A 19,190-nucleotide genomic window follows, 5' to 3' on the forward strand; every position below is an offset into this window, starting at 1 on the left:
GAATGAGAGAGCGCTCTCTGTATAAGAGTCTGATCCCAGATCAGCACTCGGAGAGCGTTCTCCCGTACACCCCCGGCAAAGGAGCCGTCATGGACGACGCGCACACCTCCGATTCCCATCGACCGCAACTCCGACTCCCCGAAGGCCCAGCGCCCAAGCGCGCCTTCGGCAAACGCGGGCTCGCCCGCGTGCTCGCCGCCGTCTCGGTGAGCGCCGCCCTCGTCGCCAGCGCGGCGCTGACCATCAACGCCGCGAACGCCGACCCTGAGGCCCAGCAGGACTGGGACCTGGTCTGGTCCGACGAGTTCGACGGCCCGGCGGGGCAGCTCCCGTCGGCGTCGAATTGGCAGATCGACATCGGCCACGGCTATCCGGGCGGGCCCGCGAACTGGGGCACCGGCGAGATCGCCTACCACACCGACGATCCCGCGAACGTCTCTTTGGACGGTTCGGGGAACCTGGAGATCACGGCGCTGCGCGACGGCGCGGGCCAGTGGACCTCCGCGAGGATCGAGACCGTGCGCGGGGACTTCAAGCCGCCGCAGGACGGGTCGCTGCGCATCGAGGGGCGGCTCCAGCTGCCGCAGGTCACCGGGGAGCAGGCGCTCGGGTACTGGCCGGCGTTCTGGTCGCTGGGCTCGCCGTATCGCGGCAACTACTGGAACTGGCCCGGGGTGGGCGAGTTCGACATCATGGAGAACGTCAACGGGTCCGACACGGTGCACGCGGTGCTGCACTGCGGCGTGGCGCCCGGCGGGCCCTGCAACGAGTTCAACGGCCTCGGTGCGACCACCGAGTGCGGCTCCTCGTGCCACGACGGGTTCCACACTTACACGTTCGAGTGGGACGAGTCCGGTTCGGCGGGCCAGTTGCGCTGGTACGCCGACGGGCAGCTCTACCACACGGTGGACGAGGGCGACCTGCCCGCGGACACGTGGGCGGAGATGACCGAGCACGCCGGGTACTTCATCCTGTTGAACCTGGCGATGGGCGGGGCGTTCCCCGACGGGGTCTCCGGGCAGGTGACGCCGACCGCGGCGACAGTGCCGGGGCACTCGATGCTCGTGGACTACGTGCGGGTCTACACCGCCGGGGGTTCGGGCGAGCCGACCGAGCCGCCCACCTCCGACGACCCGTCCGAGCCGGGCGGGGGCACGCGTGACGCGTTCGCGGTGATCGAGTCGGCTTCGTTCGACGCCTCTTCGGGGGTGCCGGTGAACGGGGGCGTGATCGGGCCGCTGGGCGACGGCGACTGGGTCCGCTATGACGATGTGGACTTCGGTTCGCCCGGCCCCTTGGACTTCGTGGCCCGTGTGGCCTCGGGGGCTCCGGGCGGGGTGAGCGGCCTGGTGGAGGTGCGGCTCGACTCGGTGTCGGCCGCGCCGATCGGGTCGTTCGCGGTGGCGAACACCGGCGGCTGGACCTCCTGGCAGGACGTGCCGGGGAATGTGGCCTCGACTACCGGCGTCCACGATGTGTTCCTCACGTTCACTTCAGGACAGCCACAGGACTACGTGTCGGTCGAACAGTTCCGTTTCCGGAGCTGACGACCCGCACGGCGCGGCTCCCCAGGACCGCGCACGGCCCGCCGGGGCACTCCCCCGGCGGGCCGTGGAACGGGAGCGTTCCGCCCAATGCGAGAGAGCGCTCTCTGACCTCGCGTCGCGACCGCGACGCGCGAACACCCCGCCGCTCGGGCGGCCGCAGGCCGCCCCCGAACCCGCCGCGCCAGCGGCGATCCCTCACCCGTTTCCGACACACACAGTGGAGAACCATTGAAGACCAGCAGACCTTCCCGCGCCGCACTGGCGGTAGTCGCCGCAGCGGCCTTGGTCGCCGGATCGGCCGCCGCCTGCTCCGGTGAGGACGACGGCACGATCACCCTCAGCGTCGGCCTCTTCGGCGACTTCGGTTTCGGCCCGCTCTACGAGGAGTATTCGAAGCTCAACCCGGAGATCAAGTTCGAGGAGCGCATCGCCGAGTTCTCCGACCACCACACCAACCTGACCACGCACCTGGCGACCGGTTCGGGCGCGGCCGACATCGAGGCGGTCGAGGTCGGGTTCGTCTCGCAGTACACCGCCCAGCCCGACCGCTTCCACAACCTGCTCGACCTGGGAGCCGACGAGCTCGAAGGCCAGTGGCTGGACTGGAAGTGGCAGCAGGCGCTGTCGGCCGACGGGGAGTCCCTGATCGGCCTCGGCACCGACGTCGGCGGCATGGCCATGTGCTACCGCACCGACCTGTTCGAGGCCGCGGGCCTGCCGACCGAGCGCGACGCGGTCTCGGCGCTGTGGGCCGAGTCCTGGGACGACTACGTGGCCGTGGGCCACCAGTACGCCGAGGCCACCGACGGCGCCTACTTCTTCGAGTCCTCGGGCAACATGTTCCGCGCCATGGTCGAGCAGGCCCCCGAAGGGGTCTACGACCGCGACAACGAGCTGATCGTGGAGTCCAACCCGGCCATCTCCGAGGCCTGGGACCTGTCGGTCGAGGCGATCGAGGCGGGCATGTCGAACCGCCTGGGCGCGTGGACGCCCGAGTGGAACGCCGGGTTCAACGAGGGCACCTTCGCGACCATCATCTGCCCCGCGTGGATGACCTCCTACATCGAGACCAACGCGCCCGACGCGTCCGGGCTGTGGGACATCGCGACCGTACCCGGCGGCGCGGGGAACATGGGCGGCTCGCACCTGGTGCTGCCCGAGCAGGGCGACCACCCCGAGGAGGCGTACGCGTTCATCGAGTGGCTCACCGCCCCCGAGCAGCAGCTCAAGGTCTTCGAGGCCACCGGCAACTTCCCCTCGACGCCCTCGCTGTACGAGGACGAGGCCCTCACCGGCCTGACCAAGGCGTACTTCAACGAGGCCCCGGTCGGCGAGATCTTCACCGCCGCGGCGCAGGCGGTCCAGCCGCAGTACCAGGGTCCGCTCCAGGGTGACGTGCTCGCCACGATCGGCCAGGGCCTGGGCCGCATCGAGGACGGCAGCCAGACCCCTGAAGAGGCGTGGGCCCAGGTGCTCAACGACCTCGAATCGTTCAAGTGATCCAGGGCCGGCCGGGCTCCTCGCCCGGCCGGCCCCGCCGCCCCGTCCCCGACTGTGAAAGCGATCCGATGACCATCGCCGCCAAAGGCAAGGGAGCACCGGTCAAGACCGCTCCCCTGCTTCGCTACCGCCTCGACCTCAAGGCCTCCCCCTACCTGTACATCGCCCCGTTCTTCGCGCTGTTCGCCGTGTTCGGGATCTTCCCCCTGGCCTACACCGCCTGGGTGTCCACGCACGAGTGGAGCCTGCTGTCCGACGAGCGGGTGTTCGTGGGTTTCGGGAACTACGAGACCCTCCTGACCGACCCGTACTTCTGGAACGCGCTGGGCAACACGCTCTCGATCCTGCTGCTGGCCACCGTCCCGCAGCTGTTCGCGGCCCTGTTCCTGGCCCACCTGCTCACCACCCGCCTGCGGGGGCAGACGTTCTGGCGCATGGGGATGCTCCTGCCGAACGTGGCCTCGGTCGTGGCCGTGGCCGTCATCTTCAGCACCATGTTCGGCCGCGACTTCGGCCTGATCAACTGGGTTTTGGAGTCCCTGGGCGCGGGCCGCATCGACTGGCAGACCGGGAAGGCCTCCTCGCACGTGGCCATCGCGGTCATGATCGCGTGGAAGTGGACCGGCTACAACGCCCTCATCTACCTGGCCGCCATGCAGGCCGTGCCCCGGGAGGTCTACGAGGCCGCGCACCTGGACGGCGCCTCGCGCCTCCAGCAGCTGTTCAGCGTCACCGTCCCGATGATCAGGCCCACCATCGTGTTCACCGTGATCGTGTCGACCATCTACGGGCTCCAGATCTTCGCCGAACCGCAGCTGTTCGGCGGCGGCGGCACCAACGGCATCACCGGCGGCGCGTCCCGCCAGTTCCAGACGCTCACGCTCTACCTCTACGAGCACGGCTTCAACCGCGGCTTCCAATTCGGCTACGCCTCCGCCGTGGCCTGGACGATGTTCGCCGTCATCGTGATCGTCGCCCTCCTCAACTACGTCTTCATCCGCCGCATCAGGAGCAGCTAGTGACCAGCCAGGACCTCGCCCCCACTCCAGTGGAACCGCCCGCAGACTCCCGGCGGTCGGGTCGCACAGCCTTGCCGGGCCGACCCGATCGCCGGGCCCGGGCCCGCATGCGCGCGCTGCGCGAGCAGCCCGGCCGCCTCGCGTACCTGACGCTCGTGGCCGTCCTGTTCTTCTCGGGATTCCCGATCTACTACTCCGTGGTGGTCGCCTCCAGGGACAACTCGGCCCTGGCCTCGATCCCGCCGCCGGTCGTGCCCGGCGCCAACCTGATCGAGAACGTGCAGCGCGTCTTCGACACCGTCCCGTTCGGAGCGGCGCTGGTCAACTCGCTCATCGTGTCGGGGATCGTGACCGTCTCGGTGGTGTTCTTCTCCACCCTCGCCGGGTTCGCGTTCGCGAAGCTCCAGTTCAAGGGCACCAAGGTGCTCCTGCTCGGCGTCATCGCGACCATGATGGTGCCCATGCAGCTGGGCGTGATCCCGCTGTACATGCTCATGATCGAGCTCGAATGGACCGACACGCTGTGGGCGGTCATCGCACCGGCCCTCGTCAGCGCGTTCGGGGTGTTCTTCATGACCCAGTACCTGCGCGGGGCGATGCCCGGCTCGCTCATCGAGTCGGCCCGCATGGACGGGGCCTCAACGTTCCGGATCTTCTGGCAGATCGTCATGCCCGCCGCCCGGCCCGCCGCGGTCGTGCTCGGGGTCCTGACCTTCCTGAACTCCTGGAACGACTACTTCTGGCCCCTCATCGTCCTCTCCAGCCCCGACACCTACACGGTGCAGGTGGCGCTGTCGACCCTCAGCGGCGGCTACGTCACCGACCAGTCGTTGGTGCTCACCGGGACGGCGCTGGCTACGCTTCCTCTGTTGGCCGTGTTCGCCCTTCTGGGCAAGTACATGATCTCCGGGATCATGCAGGGCGCGGTCAAGGGCTGAGACGGAGGCGGAAGGCATGCGGCGGGTGGAAGCGGGCCCAGGCGGCGGCACGGTGCGGGGACCCCGCCAGGGGCGGCCCACATTGGAGGAGGTCGCCGAGCGGGCGGGCGTGTCCCGGGCGACGGTGTCGCGGGTCGTCAACGGCCAGACCACGGTCAACGAGGACCTGCGGGTCGCGGTCGAGGCCGCCGCCGCGGAGCTGGGGTACGTGCCGCACGCCGCGGCCCGGTCCCTGGTGACCCACCGGACCGACTCGGTGGCGCTCATCCTCCCCGAGTCGCCCAACCGCGTCTTCTCCGACGACCAGTTCTTCCCCAGCGTCATCCGCGGGGTCGCCGGTGAGCTCGACGCGGCCGGGAAGCTGCTGGTGCTCTTGACGACCGGTTCGGCCGAGGCCCGCGAGCGGGCCGAGCGCTACGCCGTGGGCGGGCACGTCGACGGCGTCATGTTCGCCTCGCTGCACGACGCGGACCTGCTGCCGGAGTTGATGCTGCGCCGCGGCGTGCCGGTCGTGTGCAACGGCCTGCCGCACCTGGACGCCCCGTGCATCGACGTCGACCACCAGGGCGGCGTGCTCGCCGCTGTGGAGCACCTGCTCGCCAAGGGCCACAGGCGGATCGCCACGATCGCCGGGCCGCAGGACATGGTCGCCGGGCGGGCCCGCCTCGACGGCTACCGCGAGGCGATGACCGCCGCCGACCGGCGCGCGATCATCGCCGTAGGCGACTTCACCGCCGAGTCCGGGCAGGCCGCGATGCGCCAACTCCTGGCCGACGAGCCGGACCTGGACGCGGTGTTCGTGGCCTCCGACCTCATGGCCCACGGGGCGCTCCAGGCGCTGCGCGAGGCCGGGCGGCGCGTCCCCGACGACGTCGCGGTGGTCGGCTTCGACGACATCGCCCTGGCGACCTTCTGCGACCCGCCGCTGACCACGGTGCGCCAGCCGATCGCCGAGATCGGCTCCACGATGGCCCGCGCGATGCTGCGGGTCCTCGAAGGCGAACCGGTCGAGCCGCTGACGATCCTGCCCACGTCGCTGGTCATCCGCGACTCCGCCTGAAATCCTATATCGTATAGGATATATCCTATATGGGACAGAGTGCCGCGCCCCGGGAGATGCCCCGGGGCGCGGCTTCGCTAGACGAACAGGCTCACCCCACCGGGGCCGACCAGCAGGCCGACGATGATGACGACGATGCCCAGAAGTACCTGTCCTCGGAAGATCATCACTATGCCGTAGATGACCAGGATGACCGCGAGGATCCAAAGGATCAATGCCATGCGCCCCGGGTACCCCCGTGGCGCGCAAAGTATGTCTACTGTCCTCACTTCCCGCCGCGCCGCAGGTCCCGGCCCGCGAGCGGGACCGAATGTCGGTGGTCCGTGATCCACTTGAGCGGTGGAGGTCGCAGTGGTGTCCGGCAGGGCGGGCGAGGGGTGGACGATGCCCCTGCCCGGAGGCGAGGTCGCCTACCACCCGCAGCTGGCGAAGGCCGTCGAGGCGATGGAGGCCGAGGTCGCGCCCAGGTGGGTCGTGGCCGACCTCGCGCGCGACTACCCGCCGCTGATCGAGGCCGGGGCCAGGCTCGGCCGTTGCCGCGACCTGCGCCTGGGCGAGCGCATCCTCTCGCGCGTCGAGGGGCATGAGCCGCCCGCCCACGTCGTGGCCGCCGACCCCGACGCCGGGACGCTGTTCGAACGCGAGCCCGAACCGGTCGACGGCCCCGCCGAGCTCACCCGCTTGCAGGCCGCCTGGCTCGACCAGCGCCGCCGCACCGTCGCCGCCGCCTTGACGGGACTGCCGACGCTGCTGGCCGCCGAGTCGGCCGGGGGCCTGGTGGCCGCCGAGATGAGCCGGGTCGGGGTCCCGTTCGACCGGGAGGTCCACGACCGGCTCCTGCGCGACCTGCTCGGTCCGCGTCCGTCCAAAGGGATGCGGCCCCGGCGGCTGCAATCGTTGGCCGACAAGGTCACCGAGGCGTTCGGGCACCAGCTCAACCCCGACTCGACCAAGCAGGTGCTCGCGGCGTTCCACGCGGCCGGGCTCGACGTCAAGACCACGCACCACTGGGAGCTCGCGTCGGTCGACCATCCGGCGGTCGAGGCGCTCAAGGTCTACCGCGAGCACGCGCGGGTGTGGTCGGCCTTCGGGTGGAACTGGGCCGACACGTGGGTGGGCGACGCGCCCGGCCAGGAAGGGCACCGGGGCCGGTTCCGGCCGGTGTACATGGTCGGCGGGGCCGACACGGGCCGCTGGGGCACCGACGGCGGCGGCGCGCTGCAACTCCCCCACGCGGTGCGGGAGGCGATTCGGGCCGAGCCGGGCTGGAAGCTCGTGGCCGCCGACGCCGCGCAGCTGGAACCGCGGCTGCTCGCGGCCATCAGCGGCGACGAGGCGATGATCGCTGCCACCGCGGCCGACGACCTGTACACCGAGCTCGCGCCGCGCCTGGGCGGCGAGCGGGACAAGGCCAAGATCGCGCTCATCTCGGCGATGTACGGCGGCACCTCGGGTGACGCGGCGCAGCTGGTGGCGCTCATGCGGGACCGGTTCCCGGCCGCGTTCGACCGGGTCGAGTCGGCCGCGAGCGTCGGGCGGCACGGGGGCCTGGTGCGCACGTGGCTCGGGCGCACGGTGCCCGCGCCCAGCGACCGGTGGTGGCGTTCGCTCAACTCCGACGACGGCACCAAGTCGGCGGGCCAGCGGGGCCGGTTCACCAGGAACTTCATCGTCCAGGGCACGGCCGCGGAGTGGGCGCTGATCGTCCTGGCGCTGCTGCGGCGCGACCTGCACGAGCAGGGCCTGGGCGAACTGGTGTTCTTCCTGCACGACGAGGTGATGGTCCACTGCCCGGCCGAGCGGGCCCCGGCGGTGTGCCGGGCGATCGAGCGGGCCGCCGAGGGGGCCACGCGCACCCTGTTCGGGGAGGTGCCGGTGCGCATCCCGCTGCGCCCGAAGGCGGTCGACAGCTACGCGGAGGCGAAGTAGCCTCCTGCTTCAGGCGGGGGCGCGCTCGGCGGCTGCACTGCTCAAGTCGTAGTACTCGGGTACCACTCCCACCTCTGAAGTTCGCTCTGGAAACCGATGAAGCGGCGCTCAGAGCGCCGTAATTTGGTGGGCATGATCGAGATAGAGCACTTGACCAAGCGCTACGGCAAGAAGACCGCCGTGGACGACTTGACGTTCGCCGTCAAGCCCGGGGTCGTGACCGGGTTCCTGGGGCCGAACGGCGCCGGGAAGTCGACGACGATGCGCGCCATCGTCGGGCTCGACGCCCCCACCGAGGGGCTGGCCCGGGTCAACGGGAAGCACTACTCCGAGTTCAAGTCGCCGCTGACCGAGGTCGGCGCGCTCCTCGAGGCGAAGTCCGTCCACGCCGGGCGCAGCGCCTACAAGCACCTGCTGGCCCTGGCCCGCACGCACGGCATCCCCAAGTCCCGCGTCCACGAGGTCATCGACCTGGTCGGCCTGCACGAGGTCGCCGGCAAGCGCGTCGGCGGGTTCAGCCTCGGCATGGGCCAGCGCCTGGGCATCGCGGTGGCGCTGCTGGGCGACCCGGCGGTGCTGATCCTGGACGAGCCGGTGAACGGCCTCGACCCCGACGGCGTGAAGTGGATCAGGCTGCTGCTCAAGGGCCTGGCCGCGGAGGGCCGCACGGTCTTCTTGTCCTCGCACCTGATGAGCGAGCTGGCGCAGACCGCCGAGCACCTGATCGTGATCGGGCAGGGCAGGCTCTTGGCCGACACCACGGTGGAGGACTTCGTGTCGGGCGGCGGCAAGTCGCGCGTGCGGGTGGTCTCGCCCGACGCGGCGCGGCTGGCCGAGCACCTGGCCGGTCCGGGGATCTCCATCGCGAGCCCGGAGAAGGGCGTCCTGGAGGTGTCGGGCACCGAGGCCGCGGTGGTGGGCCAGACGGCCGCCGCGCACGGCCTGGTCCTGCACGAGCTGCGGACCGACAGCGGGTCCCTCGAGGACGCGTTCATGCAGTTGACCGCGGACTCGGTCGAGTACCGCCAGACCACGGAAGGGGCGAGCCGATGACCGCCGCTGCGATGACCGAACGGCCGGCGGCCTTCACGCCTTCGGCGAACTACAAGTTGAGCGCGGCGGGGCTGCTGCGTTCTGAGTGGACCAAGCTGTGGTCGCTGCGCTCGACGTGGATCGTGCTGTTGTGCGCGGTGGTGTTCTCCGCCGGGCTGGGGGCGTTGATCTCGGGGACCATCCCGGTCGAGGACGTGGGCATCTCCGGCGCCGGGGACGCGATCGAGATCGCGATGTCCGGTGTGGGGCTCAGCTCGATCTTCATCGCGGTGCTGGGCATCCTGACGATCACCGGCGAGTACTCGACCGGTTCGATCCGGTCGACGATGTCGGCGGTTCCCAGGCGCCTGAGCGTGCTGTGGTCGAAGGCGGCCGTGTTCGGTGCGGTGGTGGCGGTGCTGTTCACCGTCATGGTGTTCGCGACGTTCTTCCTGTCGCAGGCGCTGCTGGACGGCACGGCACTGGGCGGGGTCTCGCTCGGTGAGGACGGTGTCACCAGGGCGCTGTTCGGTTACGTCGCGATGATCGTCTACCTGACGCTCCTGGCGATCGCGATCGGTTCGATCCTGCGCAACTCGGCCGGTTCGATCGGGTTCTACATCGGCGTCATCATGATCCTGCCGCAGTTGGCGCTGCTGCTGCCGTGGGAGTGGGTGTCCGATGTGACGCCGTACGCGCCGGGCAACGTGTCGAACACGATCACCTACGTCGACCCGGCCGGGCAGGCGCTGGGCGTCGGCGAGTCGTGGCTGTGGATGGGCATCTGGCTCGTCGTGGCCTACGGCCTGGCCGCGGTGCTGCTGAAGCGCCGGGACGTGTGAGAATCCGGTCGTGGCCAAAGCCGTGACCGTCTCCCGCAAACGCGGGTTGTGGCAGCGGATGTCGGAGTTCGACTCTCGGCATCCGCTGCTTTGGAATCTCCTCCCGACGATCCTGTACTCGCTGGGCCTGTGCGCGGGGCTCATGGCCGCGGCGGCGGGGGCGGTGGAGATCGAGCATCCGCTCGCGCAGTTCGTCGCGGCGGCGATGCTCATGGCGGGGACGGTGTGGCGGCGCAAGTACCCGTTCGCGGTGCTGCTGAGCCAGTTGGTGCCGTTGGCGATCACGATCCCGTTGGGTCTGTCGGACGCGAACGCGGGCCTGGTGAACTCGGCGGGCGCGATCGCGTTCACGCTGGTGCTGTACAACCTGGTGCTGCGGCGGCCGCGGCGCCTGGTGTGGTGGGGCATCCTGGTGTCGACGCTGCCGTCGTTCGTGGATTGGCTGGTCAACTACGAGATCTCGTTGCTGGGGCTGCTCGGGTTCTTGACGCCGACGCTGTTCTACACCGGGTTCGTGGTGGCGATCGGGCTGTTGGTGCGCACCCGGCGAGACTTCCAGAAGGCCGGGCGGGAGCAGGCCGCGCGAGAGGCGGTCGCCGAGGAGCGGGGCCGGATCGCGCGGGAGATGCACGACATCATCGGGCACAACCTGGCGGTGATCAACGCGCTGGCCGACGGCGGCGCGTATGCGGCGCAGGCCTCTCCGGAGCGGGCGAAGGAGGCACTCGAAGCGATCGGGAGCACCAGCCGCGAGGCGCTGGGCGAGCTGCGTCGGGTGCTGTCGGTGCTCAAGGCCGAGGACGGCGAGGAGGTCGAGCTCGCGCCGCAGCCGGGGCTGGGCGAGCTCGAAGTGCTCATCGAGCGGGTGCGCGAGGCGGGCCTGCCGGTGACGGTGCGGACCTCGGGCGAGCCGTGGGAGCTGACGGAGAACCAGCAGCTGGCGGTGTACCGCACGGTCCAAGAATCGCTGACGAACGTGTTCAAGCACGCCACGGGGCCCAAACGCGCGGAGGTCGCGCTGGACTACCGCGAGGACGGCTTGTCGGTGACGGTGGCGAACTCGGGCGACCGGGTCGATGTGCCGGGGGCGCAGCGCGGCCTGGCGGGGCTGGCCGAGCGCGCCGCGGCGTTCGACGGCACAATGGTGGCCGGGCCCGAGGCGCGCGGCGGTTGGCGTGTCGCCTTGTGGCTTCCCAGGAATGGAAGGGAGCGCCGGTGACCACGTTGCTCATCGTGGACGATCATCCGTTGCAGCGCATGGGTTTTCGCATGCTGGTGGAGAGCCAGCCGGACCTGGTGGTGCTCGGCGAGACCGACAACGGGGCGGACGCGGTGCGCCGGGCCACGGAGCTGGGGCCCGACGTGGTCCTGATGGACGTGCGCATGCCCGGCGTGGACGGCATCGAGGCGACTCGGCGGATCATCGCCGCGGGCGGGCGCAGCCGGGTCCTGGTGCTGACCACGTTCGACCTGGACGAGTACGCGTACGCGGCGCTGCGGGCCGGGGCGAGCGGGTTCCTGGTCAAGGACGCGCAGCCCGAGGAGCTGCTGTCGGGGATCAGGGTCGTGGCCGCCGGGGACGCGGTGGTCGCGCCGAAGCTGACCCGCCGCCTGCTCGACCGGTTCTCCGACCAGTTCCCGGTCGAGGGCGAGGACGACGGCAAGGCCGCGGCCGAGCAGCTCGAAGTGCTCACCGAGCGCGAGCGTGAAGTGCTGACGGCGATCGGCAAGGGCTGGAACAACAACGAGATCGCCGAGCGGTTCCACCTGGCCGAGTCCACGGTCAAGACCCACGTGGGCCGCATCCTGGCCAAGATCGGCGCGAGGGACCGGGTCCAGGCGGTCATCTTCGCGTACAACACGGGCCTGGTCAGCCCCGACGCGAAGTAGGCGGCGGGCGCGGCGCGCCCGCTTTCGGCCTGCGGGAGTCGGGCGGCGCTGACCGTTCCGCGAATCGCATGGCCCGCGCGGCGGGGCTCGGATGCGGCGTCAAGCCTGTGACGGCTGCCGCGTGCTTCAGAGTCGCGTGAACGCCAGCAGGTCGCAGGAGGCCTCGACCGGTTGCGGGCCTTCGGCGGTCGCGGCGGCGTGTTCGAGGGCGGTCATGCCGTCCCGGTACTCCTTCTCGCTCAGACGCTCGTACACCGACAGGGCCCGCATCCGTTGGCGCTCAGCGTATTCGGCGAGGCTGTCGGCCGAGCGGTGGCGCACCTCGGTGAGCGAGGCCAGCGCGAACCCGGCCTCGGCGAACAGGTCGACCGTCTCGACCGAGGTCGGGAACAGCGCGGCGTCGATCTCCCTGGTGCGCGGGAAGTACCGGTAGAGCACCAGGTCCTTGAGCCGGTCCGCGAGCGTGGTGGCGATGAGCAGCCGCGCGCCCGGGGCCAGGACCCGCGCGATCTCCCGCGCCGCCGCCGCGTGGTCGGGCACGTGGTGCCAGACCAGGAACATCAGCGCCAGGTCGGCGCTGGCGTCGTCGAGCGGCAGGGCCGCCGCCTCGCCCTCCACATAGGTCACCAGCGGGTGCGCGGACTCGATGTGGGCGACCTCTCGCATCCGCACCGACGGTTCGACCCCGACCACCTCGGCCCCGAACTCGTCGGCCAGCGCGGGCGTGAACCGGCCGGTGCCCGAGCCGATGTCGACGGCGCGTCTGACGCGGCGCTCGCCCGCGTGCTCGCGGAAGGCCCGGCTCCAGCCGCGCCGGGAGACCGGGAGGAGTCTGCGGCCCTTGGCGTATCCGGCGTGCTGCGTGCGGTCGTAGTCGACCCGTTCGAATCCCACCTGATGCCCCCTGCGGTCGCTTGCTGTAAGACGGTCCCGGTCGGGACCCAATAGCGGAGCTTGTCGCCGCGCTGGTCTTCGAGGACGCCGCCGCCTCGTTCGATCACCTTGCGGGAGCCGATGTTGCCCGCGTCGCAGGTGATCAGGGCCTTCTCGATGCCGAGGGCGGCGGCCTTGGGGAGGGCGGCGGCGAGCATCGCGGTGGCGTGGCCGCGGCGGCGGGCGGTGGGGCGGATGTCGTAGCCGATGTGGCCGCCGACCTCGCGCAGGTGCTCGTCGAGGTGGTGGCGGATGCTGATGCGGCCCAGGTAGGTGTCGCCTTCGGTCCACCAGAGCATCGTCATCGTCACGAAGTTCTCGGGGGCGACGGTGCGCCAGCGGTGCTCGACGGCGAGATAGGGGGCGACCCAGTCGTGGCCGGGGCGGGCGTAATCGCGGATGACCATGCCGGTCAGCGAGTCGTCCTCGGGGGCGCCGCGGCCTTCGGCGATGAACTCCTCGATGGCAGCGGCGAAGGAGGGGGCGAGGCGGGCGTCCGGGTCGATGAGCGCTGGCATGGGCACGACGGTAGGCGAGGGGGTAGAGGGGCGCAACCGCAATTCGGGAGGGTTCGCACCGATGGCTGGGAAATGTAGCGTCACGGACATCTCCCGTTGGTAGCGTTGCCGATCGGTTCGAGGAGGGAACGCGCATGGGTGAGACGGAACTGGCCGCCGAGGTGCTGCTGTTCGACATGGACGGCACGCTGGTCGATTCGACCGCTTCAGTGGAGCGGGCGTGGGGGCGCTTCGCGGCCCGGCACGGCTTGGACGCGGCGGCGATCCTGGCGGTGGCGCACGGGCGACCCACGATCGAGGTGGTCGCGCAGTTCGCGCCGCCGGGCGTGGACGCGGCGGCAGAGACCGACCGGATCGAGGCCGAGGAGATCGACCGCACCGACGGGATCAGCGAGATCCCCGGCGCGGCGAAACTGCTCGGCTCGCTTGACCCGGCCTCGTGGGCGGTGGTGACCTCGGCGACGCGGGCGTTGACGGTGCGCAGGCTCGCCGCGGTCGGCGTCCCGCTCCCGAAGGTGCTGGTGGCGGCCGACGACGTGACCAGCGGCAAACCCCACCCGCAGCCGTACCTGATGGCGGCCGAGGCCCTTGGTGCCGACGCGAAGCGCGCGGTCGTGTTCGAGGACGCCCCGGCGGGTCTGCGATCGGCACTGGCGGCCGGAGCGTCCCCGGTGGTCGTGGGCGGCTACGAGGGCGACGAAGCGGCCGGTCTGCCGAGGGTCGCGGACTTGAGCGGCGTCCGGGTGACACCGGGGGAACAAGGCTGGACGGTGACGCTGGCCTGACGGGCCGCGCCGCTCGCCAGGCTGGCCTGGACCGAGCCATCTTGCGGCGCGCGCCCGCGCTTCGGCGCGTAACGCTGAACGAACTGACCTCGCCGGGCGGACCGTGCCGCCTCGCTTCGGGCTTCGGGCTTCGGGCTTCGGCGATCACACGATGCCGAACCGGACCGCCGATCGCAGCGCGACACGGCTCGGTCGGCAGTCCCCGACCGGGCGGCGCGGGTTCCGCGCGCACGCCGGATCCCCACGATCGACGCCGCGATCGAACCGGAGACCGGGCGGGTTCCGCGCGCACGCCGGAACGCCCCTGTCCAGCAGTGTGCGAGGCGGGCTTCCAGAGCGGGTTCCGCGCGCGGCGGACCGCCGATCGCTCAGTGGTGCGCTCGGTGCCGGTCGTGCCTTTCCCTTGCGCAGCCCGGACTCTTGCGTCCGGGTCGCCTACGCGGCCTGCGCCGCGTCCATGCTCGCGAGGCGGGCGGCCCTCAAGCGGCCCGCGAGGTCTCTGGTCGGGCCGCCGCGCAGGAGCAGGACCAGCCATGGGTCGTCGTCCATCTTCGCGGCCGAGACCAGCGCGAGCGCCATGATGTGGGCGCACACGTCGCGCGTGTCGGCGCACGGGCATTCGGTCGTGATGCGGTTGTGGTCCTCGGTCACGAACTTCTTGGGCAGCAGCCGCATCCCGGTCTCGCCGAGGATCTCGTCGATGCGCTTGGGCAGCCGCCCGGCGAGCAGTCCGGCCACGCACGAGGGCGAGAGCGACAGCGCGGTCATGCCCGCCGTCCACGCCGAGGCGCTGTAGACCGGGATGTGGATCGCGGCGTCGTAGGTCCGCGCGCCGTCCCTCACGCGCCCGGTCACCGACCCCGGTTCGATGCTCATGCCCGTCACCGCGGCCTGCCCGGCCAGGGCCCGGCCCTTGACGATGCGCTGGTCGGGGTAGTTGAGCCCGATGGTCTCCAGGGCCCGCCACCACTTGCGGCCCCACCAGGTCCGGCCGTACGGGTCGCTCACAGGTGGCCTCCGTCGTCGTCGAGTTCGATGAGCTTGCGCAGCTGGGAGTCGTCGAGCTCCCCGAGCCAGTCCTCGCCGGAGCCGACCACGGCCTCGGCGATGGCCCGCTTGCGCGCCAGCAGCTCGTCCACTCGCTCCTCCAGCGAACCGGCGGTCACGAGCTTGTGGACGTGCACGGTGCGGGTCTGGCCGATGCGGTGGGCCCGGTCGGTGGCCTGGTCCTCCACGGCCGGGTTCCACCAGCGGTCGTAGTGGACCACGTGCGAGGCGCCGGTCAAGTTGAGACCGGTGCCGCCCGCGCGCAGCGACACCAGGAGGATCGCCGGGCCCTCGCCGGTCTGGAACTCGTCCACGAGGCGGTCGCGGGCGGGCTGGTCGAGGCCGCCGTGTAGGAACGGCGCGGCCACCCCGAGCTCGGCGTGGAGGTGCTTGGACAACAGCTCCCCCATCTGCCGGTACTGCGTGAAGATGAGGGTCTTGTCGCCCTCCTCGACGACTTCGGCGAGCATCTCGGTGACGCGGTCGAGCTTCCCCGAGCGCTCGGCGAGCCCGCCGTCGCCTTCGCCCACGTACTGGGCCGGGTGGTTGCAGATCTGCTTGAGGCGGGTCAGGAGCTTGAGGACGCGCCCGCGGCGGGTGATGCCGTCGCCCAGGCCCTCGTCGAAGGCCTCGCGGATGGCCTCCTTGTACAGGCCCGCCTGCTCGTCGGTCATGGTGCAGGCCACCACCGACTCGATCTTGGGCGGCAGGTCGGCGGCCACGTCTTCCTTCATGCGGCGCAGCACGACCGGGTCGATGCGGGCGCGCAGCGTGGCGGCCGAGACCGGGTCGCGGCCGATCTCGATCGGGTCGGCGAAGCGGCGCTTGAAGTCGGTCTGGCCGCCCAGGAGCCCGGGGTTGACGAACTCGGAGATCGACCACAGCTCGGAGAGGTGGTTCTCGACCGGCGTACCGGTCAACGCCACTCGGACGCGGCCGGTCAGGTCCCGCACGGCCCCGGCGGTGCGGGAGCGGTGGTTCTTGATCGCCTGGGCCTCGTCGATGACGATCGTGTCGAACGCCAGGTGGCGCAGGAGCTTCACGTCGCGCAGTGCGATCGAGTAGGAGGTCACGACCACGTCGGCCTCGGTCAAGGGCGCGGCCTGCTTGGTGCGGGAGGGCCCGTGGTGCAGGTGCACGCTCAGCTGGGGCGCGAAGCGGGCGATCTCCCGCTGCCAGTTCCCGACCAGCGAGGTCGGGCAGACCACCAGGTGCGGGGCGTTCCCGGCGCGGCGCACGAGCAGCCCGATCGACTGGAGGGTCTTACCGAGGCCCATGTCGTCGGCGAGGATCACGCCCGCGCCGCCTTCGGCCGCCGCTTCGAGCCAGGCGATGCCGTGGGACTGGTAGCGGCGCAGGTCGGCGTTGACGCGGACCTCGCCGGGGTCGGCGTGCTGGGCGGTGATGAGGCGCAGGTTGAGACCGGAGTCGGAGCGCAGCAGCTCGGTGTAGGACTCCACGAAGGCGCCCACCAGCGCCGGGCGGGTCCACACGTGCCCTTCGGAGTGCGGCGCGGCGTGGCCTTCGGCGGGCAGTTCGGCGGCGATGCGGTCGAGGTCGTCGAACTTGTCGTCGTCCACCGCGTTCGCGATGCGCGCCCACACCGCGATCGAGTCGGTGATGTCGGGGCGCGAGGCGATGCGGGTGAGCGACCGCAGGACCGGCCGCACCGGGAGCATCACGCCTTCGACCTCGCGCAGCTCGCCGCCCAGGTACAGCTCGGCCTCGACCGCCTCCCCCGGGGGGAGCCCGAGCTCGGCCACCGCGGCCGCGGGCCGCTCGCCGCCGAAGAACAGCAGCCGCCCGTCGGCCGGGGAGGCGTGGTCGGGCAGGAAGGTGGCGTGCAGTTCGCTGGGTGGCAACGAGGCTCCTACGGGTCAACGGCAGACGTGCCATTTTGCCACAGGCGCGGGCCCGATCCCAAACACGAGAAGTCGGTCTGCGCCGGTTCGGGAGGGTTCCTCCCGCAAACGGAGCGGGCCGTTTCCGGTCACAGCTCAGCGCATCGGGCAGCTCATGGCGAGGTTGACCGCGGCCGCGTCGCGGAACTCGGTGTGCGCCCCGGCGAGGTCCTCGCCGGAGGCCTCGACCACGATCTCCTGGGCCCGGTCGGCATAAGCGGCCACCAGGTTCTTCAGGTCCGGGTCGGCGACGGCGGTGCCGAGCGAGTCGATCTGGTCGACCACCACGGCCACGTTGTCACCGTTCACGGTGCCGACCAGGTCGAGGGCCTCCCAGGCCCGGCCGCAGTCGGCGGCGTACTGGTCGGCGTCGCGCTCCATGTCCTCGAAGCGGGTGTCGGTCTCGTCCACCCCGCCGAGGCACTCGGCCAGGAGCCACAGCATGAGCAGGACGCCGATCACCCACGCGAACAGCTTGAACAGCCGCGCATCGGTCATGGCCGCTCCCAGGAAGGCTCCAACTGTGATCCAAGTCTATCGGAGTGGACGGTCCCGGGGAATTTGAGAACGCGCTTGCCAGCCGGTAGGCTGAAGCGTCCCCCCGACCCCCGACAACGGCCCGAGCGACGGGCCTGCAACCGATCAGGAGCTGCATGGACGTCCTGTGCCTCGGCGAGTCGATGATCGTCCTCGCCCCGACCGCCGCCGGACCCCTCCGCACCGCCGTCGACCTCCAGGCCGGGGTCGCCGGAGCCGAATCGAACGTCGCCGTCGCGCTCGCGCGCCTCGGCGCCGACGCCGCCTGGTGCGGCAAGGTCGGCGACGACCCCTTCGGCCGCCGCATCCTCGACGTCCTCACCGAAGCCGGCGTCGACTGCTCCCTCGTGCGCACCGATCCCATCCGCCCCACCGGCGTCTACTTCAAGGACCCCGGCCCCGAGGGCACCACCGTCCACTACTACCGGCGCGGCTCCGCGGCCTCCACGATGGGCCCGGGCCACCTCGCCGACACCGCGCCCCCGCGCCTGCTCCACCTCTCCGGGATCACCCCCGCGCTCTCCGACACGTGCGCCGTGCTCGTCGACGAGCTCCTCGAAGACCGCGCCCTCGCCCCCGCGCTGGTGAGCTTCGACGTCAACTACCGGCCCGCCCTGTGGCCCGCAGACGAGGCCGGACCGGTCCTCGCCCGCCTCGCGGGCCGCGCCGACATCACGTTCGTGGGCCTGGACGAGGCCCAGACCCTGTGGGGCGTCAAAACCGCCGAAGACGTGCGCGACCTCCTGCCGGGCGCGGCCGTGCTCGTGGTCAAGGACGGCGGCAACGGCGTCACCGCGTTCGAGGGGACCGAGCGGCACTACTCCCCCGCCGAACCGGTCGACGTGGTCGAACCCGTCGGCGCCGGCGACGCCTACGCGGCCGGATTCCTTTACGGCCGCTTGCAGAACGCGTCCCTGAACGCGTGCCTGCGTCTGGGCCACCGGCTCGCCGCCGGAGCCCTCCAGACCGTCGGGGACCTCGCGCCCCCGCCGCCGTCCGAGACCGTCCGAGCCATCCTGGAGGACCAGTGACCCTTGACCAAGGCGACTACTTCGACCGACTCTTCGCGGACCAGCGCGTCATGGCGATCTGGCGGGGCCTGCCCGCCGACGAGACCGTGGCCCTCTCCGAGCGGGTCTGGGACGCCTCGGTCGACCTGGTCGAGGTCCCGATCGGCAAGCCCGGGCAGGAGGAGGCCCTCGCCGCGGCGGTGCAGGCGGGCGAGGGGCGCGGACGCGCCGTGGGCGCGGGCACCGTGGTGTCCCTGGGCCACGTCGAGCGCGCCGCCGCCGCCGGGGCGGCCTACACGATCGCGCCGGGCCTGAACCCGGCCGTACTGGAGGCCTCGCACGCTGCCGGACTGCCGCACCTGCCGGGCGTGGCCACGGCCAGCGAGGTCGGCCTCGCGCGCGAACTGGGCTGCACCTGGATGAAGGTCTTCCCGGCCTCGGCGCTCGGCGTCGACTGGTTCAAGGCCATGTCGGGGCCGTTCCCTGACGTCAAGTTCGTGGCCACCGGCGGGGTGGGCCCCGACGAGGTCGACGCCTATCTGGCGGCGGGCGCTTCGGTGATCGGCATGGGCTCGGCGCTGGCCGACCCGGCGAACCTGGCGAAGCTGACCGGCTGACCTGGAAGTGAGGCGACGCGCGGAGCCACCGGCTCCGCGCGGGGTGGGGTGGCGGCCGTAGAGCGTGGCCCGGAGCGAGACCACG

Annotated in this window: 18 protein-coding genes and 1 pseudogene; 13 read left to right on the forward strand and 6 right to left on the reverse strand. The window is 71.3% G+C overall.

Translation table 11 applies throughout. The features are described from left to right. Positions 1-89 precede the first annotated feature (89 nt). From AB0B28_RS14630 to AB0B28_RS14650, 5 genes are all read left to right on the forward strand, one after another. On the forward strand, positions 90-1,547 hold the full coding sequence (locus AB0B28_RS14630; RefSeq protein ID WP_360120911.1) for a glycoside hydrolase family 16 protein: 1,458 nt from the start codon (positions 90-92) through the stop codon (positions 1,545-1,547). Between the two features lie 228 nt (positions 1,548-1,775). Next, a complete protein-coding gene (locus AB0B28_RS14635; RefSeq protein WP_360120913.1) occupies positions 1,776-3,047 on the forward strand; it encodes an extracellular solute-binding protein in 1,272 nt (423 codons plus the stop codon). A 68-nt stretch (positions 3,048-3,115) separates the two neighbouring features. Next, the gene (locus tag AB0B28_RS14640) at positions 3,116-4,066 is read left to right on the forward strand and encodes a sugar ABC transporter permease (protein ID WP_360120915.1); all 951 of its coding nucleotides are present in this window, start codon (positions 3,116-3,118) and stop codon (positions 4,064-4,066) included. A 107-nt stretch (positions 4,067-4,173) separates the two neighbouring features. Continuing rightward, positions 4,174-5,004 (forward strand): carbohydrate ABC transporter permease, encoded by an 831-nt coding sequence (locus tag AB0B28_RS14645; RefSeq protein ID WP_360120917.1) that lies wholly within the window; start codon positions 4,174-4,176, stop codon positions 5,002-5,004. Positions 5,005-5,020: 16 nt separating this feature from the next. After that, entirely contained in the window at positions 5,021-6,064 is a 1,044-nt protein-coding gene (locus AB0B28_RS14650; RefSeq protein ID WP_360120919.1) for a LacI family DNA-binding transcriptional regulator, read from the forward strand. 77 nt (positions 6,065-6,141) lie between these two features. Here the strand turns inward: AB0B28_RS14650 and AB0B28_RS14655 are convergent, their stop codons facing one another. Then, entirely contained in the window at positions 6,142-6,285 is a 144-nt protein-coding gene (locus tag AB0B28_RS14655; RefSeq protein ID WP_360120921.1) for a GPGG-motif small membrane protein, read from the reverse strand. A 163-nt stretch (positions 6,286-6,448) separates the two neighbouring features. Here AB0B28_RS14655 and AB0B28_RS14660 point away from each other — a divergent pair, with 163 nt between their 5' ends. The 5 genes from AB0B28_RS14660 (at position 6,449) to AB0B28_RS14680 (ending at position 11,757) form a co-directional block, all read left to right on the forward strand. Next, on the forward strand, positions 6,449-7,993 hold the full coding sequence (locus tag AB0B28_RS14660) for a bifunctional 3'-5' exonuclease/DNA polymerase (RefSeq protein ID WP_360120923.1): 1,545 nt from the start codon (positions 6,449-6,451) through the stop codon (positions 7,991-7,993). Positions 7,994-8,125: 132 nt separating this feature from the next. Beyond that, positions 8,126-9,046 (forward strand): ABC transporter ATP-binding protein, encoded by a 921-nt coding sequence (locus AB0B28_RS14665; RefSeq protein ID WP_360120925.1) that lies wholly within the window; start codon positions 8,126-8,128, stop codon positions 9,044-9,046. Further along, positions 9,043-9,867, forward strand: a complete 825-nt coding sequence (locus tag AB0B28_RS14670; RefSeq protein WP_360120927.1) for an ABC transporter permease subunit — start codon at positions 9,043-9,045, stop codon at positions 9,865-9,867. Before AB0B28_RS14665 ends, AB0B28_RS14670 begins: the two co-directional genes overlap by 4 nt. A 10-nt stretch (positions 9,868-9,877) precedes the next feature. After that, the gene (locus tag AB0B28_RS14675; RefSeq protein ID WP_360120929.1) at positions 9,878-11,086 is read left to right on the forward strand and encodes a histidine kinase; all 1,209 of its coding nucleotides are present in this window, start codon (positions 9,878-9,880) and stop codon (positions 11,084-11,086) included. Next, positions 11,083-11,757, forward strand: a complete 675-nt coding sequence (locus tag AB0B28_RS14680) for a response regulator transcription factor (protein WP_360120931.1) — start codon at positions 11,083-11,085, stop codon at positions 11,755-11,757. The genes AB0B28_RS14675 and AB0B28_RS14680 overlap by 4 nt, the downstream gene beginning before the upstream one ends. A gap of 126 nt (positions 11,758-11,883) precedes the next feature. Here the strand turns inward: AB0B28_RS14680 and AB0B28_RS14685 are convergent, their stop codons facing one another. Further along, on the reverse strand, positions 11,884-12,651 hold the full coding sequence (locus tag AB0B28_RS14685; protein ID WP_360120933.1) for a class I SAM-dependent methyltransferase: 768 nt from the start codon (positions 12,649-12,651) through the stop codon (positions 11,884-11,886). Positions 12,652-12,689: 38 nt separating this feature from the next. Continuing rightward, positions 12,690-13,208: pseudogene (locus AB0B28_RS14690) on the reverse strand (GNAT family N-acetyltransferase); the annotation flags it as partial. A 134-nt stretch (positions 13,209-13,342) separates the two neighbouring features. Here AB0B28_RS14690 and AB0B28_RS14695 point away from each other — a divergent pair. Then, positions 13,343-13,993 carry an HAD-IA family hydrolase gene (locus tag AB0B28_RS14695; protein WP_360120935.1) on the forward strand — a complete coding sequence of 217 codons (651 nt, stop codon included), beginning with the start codon at positions 13,343-13,345 and terminating at the stop codon, positions 13,991-13,993. A gap of 435 nt (positions 13,994-14,428) precedes the next feature. On the opposite strand, the gene AB0B28_RS14700 is transcribed toward AB0B28_RS14695, so the two are convergent. The 3 genes from AB0B28_RS14700 to AB0B28_RS14710 all read right to left on the reverse strand — a co-directional run bounded on the left by AB0B28_RS14700 (position 14,429) and on the right by AB0B28_RS14710 (position 17,439). After that, positions 14,429-15,001, reverse strand: coding sequence for a hypothetical protein (locus AB0B28_RS14700; RefSeq protein ID WP_360120937.1), 573 nt, complete (start codon positions 14,999-15,001; stop codon positions 14,429-14,431). Next, positions 14,998-16,902 carry a DEAD/DEAH box helicase gene (locus tag AB0B28_RS14705; protein ID WP_360120939.1) on the reverse strand — a complete coding sequence of 635 codons (1,905 nt, stop codon included), beginning with the start codon at positions 16,900-16,902 and terminating at the stop codon, positions 14,998-15,000. Before AB0B28_RS14705 ends, AB0B28_RS14700 begins: the two co-directional genes overlap by 4 nt. A gap of 135 nt (positions 16,903-17,037) precedes the next feature. Beyond that, entirely contained in the window at positions 17,038-17,439 is a 402-nt protein-coding gene (locus AB0B28_RS14710; RefSeq protein ID WP_360120941.1) for a hypothetical protein, read from the reverse strand. A 155-nt stretch (positions 17,440-17,594) separates the two neighbouring features. On the opposite strand from AB0B28_RS14710, the gene AB0B28_RS14715 reads away from it, so the two are divergent. Together AB0B28_RS14715 and AB0B28_RS14720 are read left to right on the forward strand one after the other, a co-directional pair. Beyond that, the gene (locus AB0B28_RS14715; protein ID WP_360120943.1) at positions 17,595-18,509 is read left to right on the forward strand and encodes a sugar kinase; all 915 of its coding nucleotides are present in this window, start codon (positions 17,595-17,597) and stop codon (positions 18,507-18,509) included. Further along, positions 18,506-19,105 (forward strand): bifunctional 4-hydroxy-2-oxoglutarate aldolase/2-dehydro-3-deoxy-phosphogluconate aldolase, encoded by a 600-nt coding sequence (locus tag AB0B28_RS14720; protein ID WP_360120945.1) that lies wholly within the window; start codon positions 18,506-18,508, stop codon positions 19,103-19,105. Before AB0B28_RS14715 ends, AB0B28_RS14720 begins: the two co-directional genes overlap by 4 nt. Positions 19,106-19,190: the final 85 nt, after the last annotated feature.

The organism is Glycomyces sp. NPDC046736 (assembly GCF_040645615.1).
In the GTDB taxonomy this organism is placed as follows: domain Bacteria; phylum Actinomycetota; class Actinomycetes; order Mycobacteriales; family Micromonosporaceae; genus Glycomyces.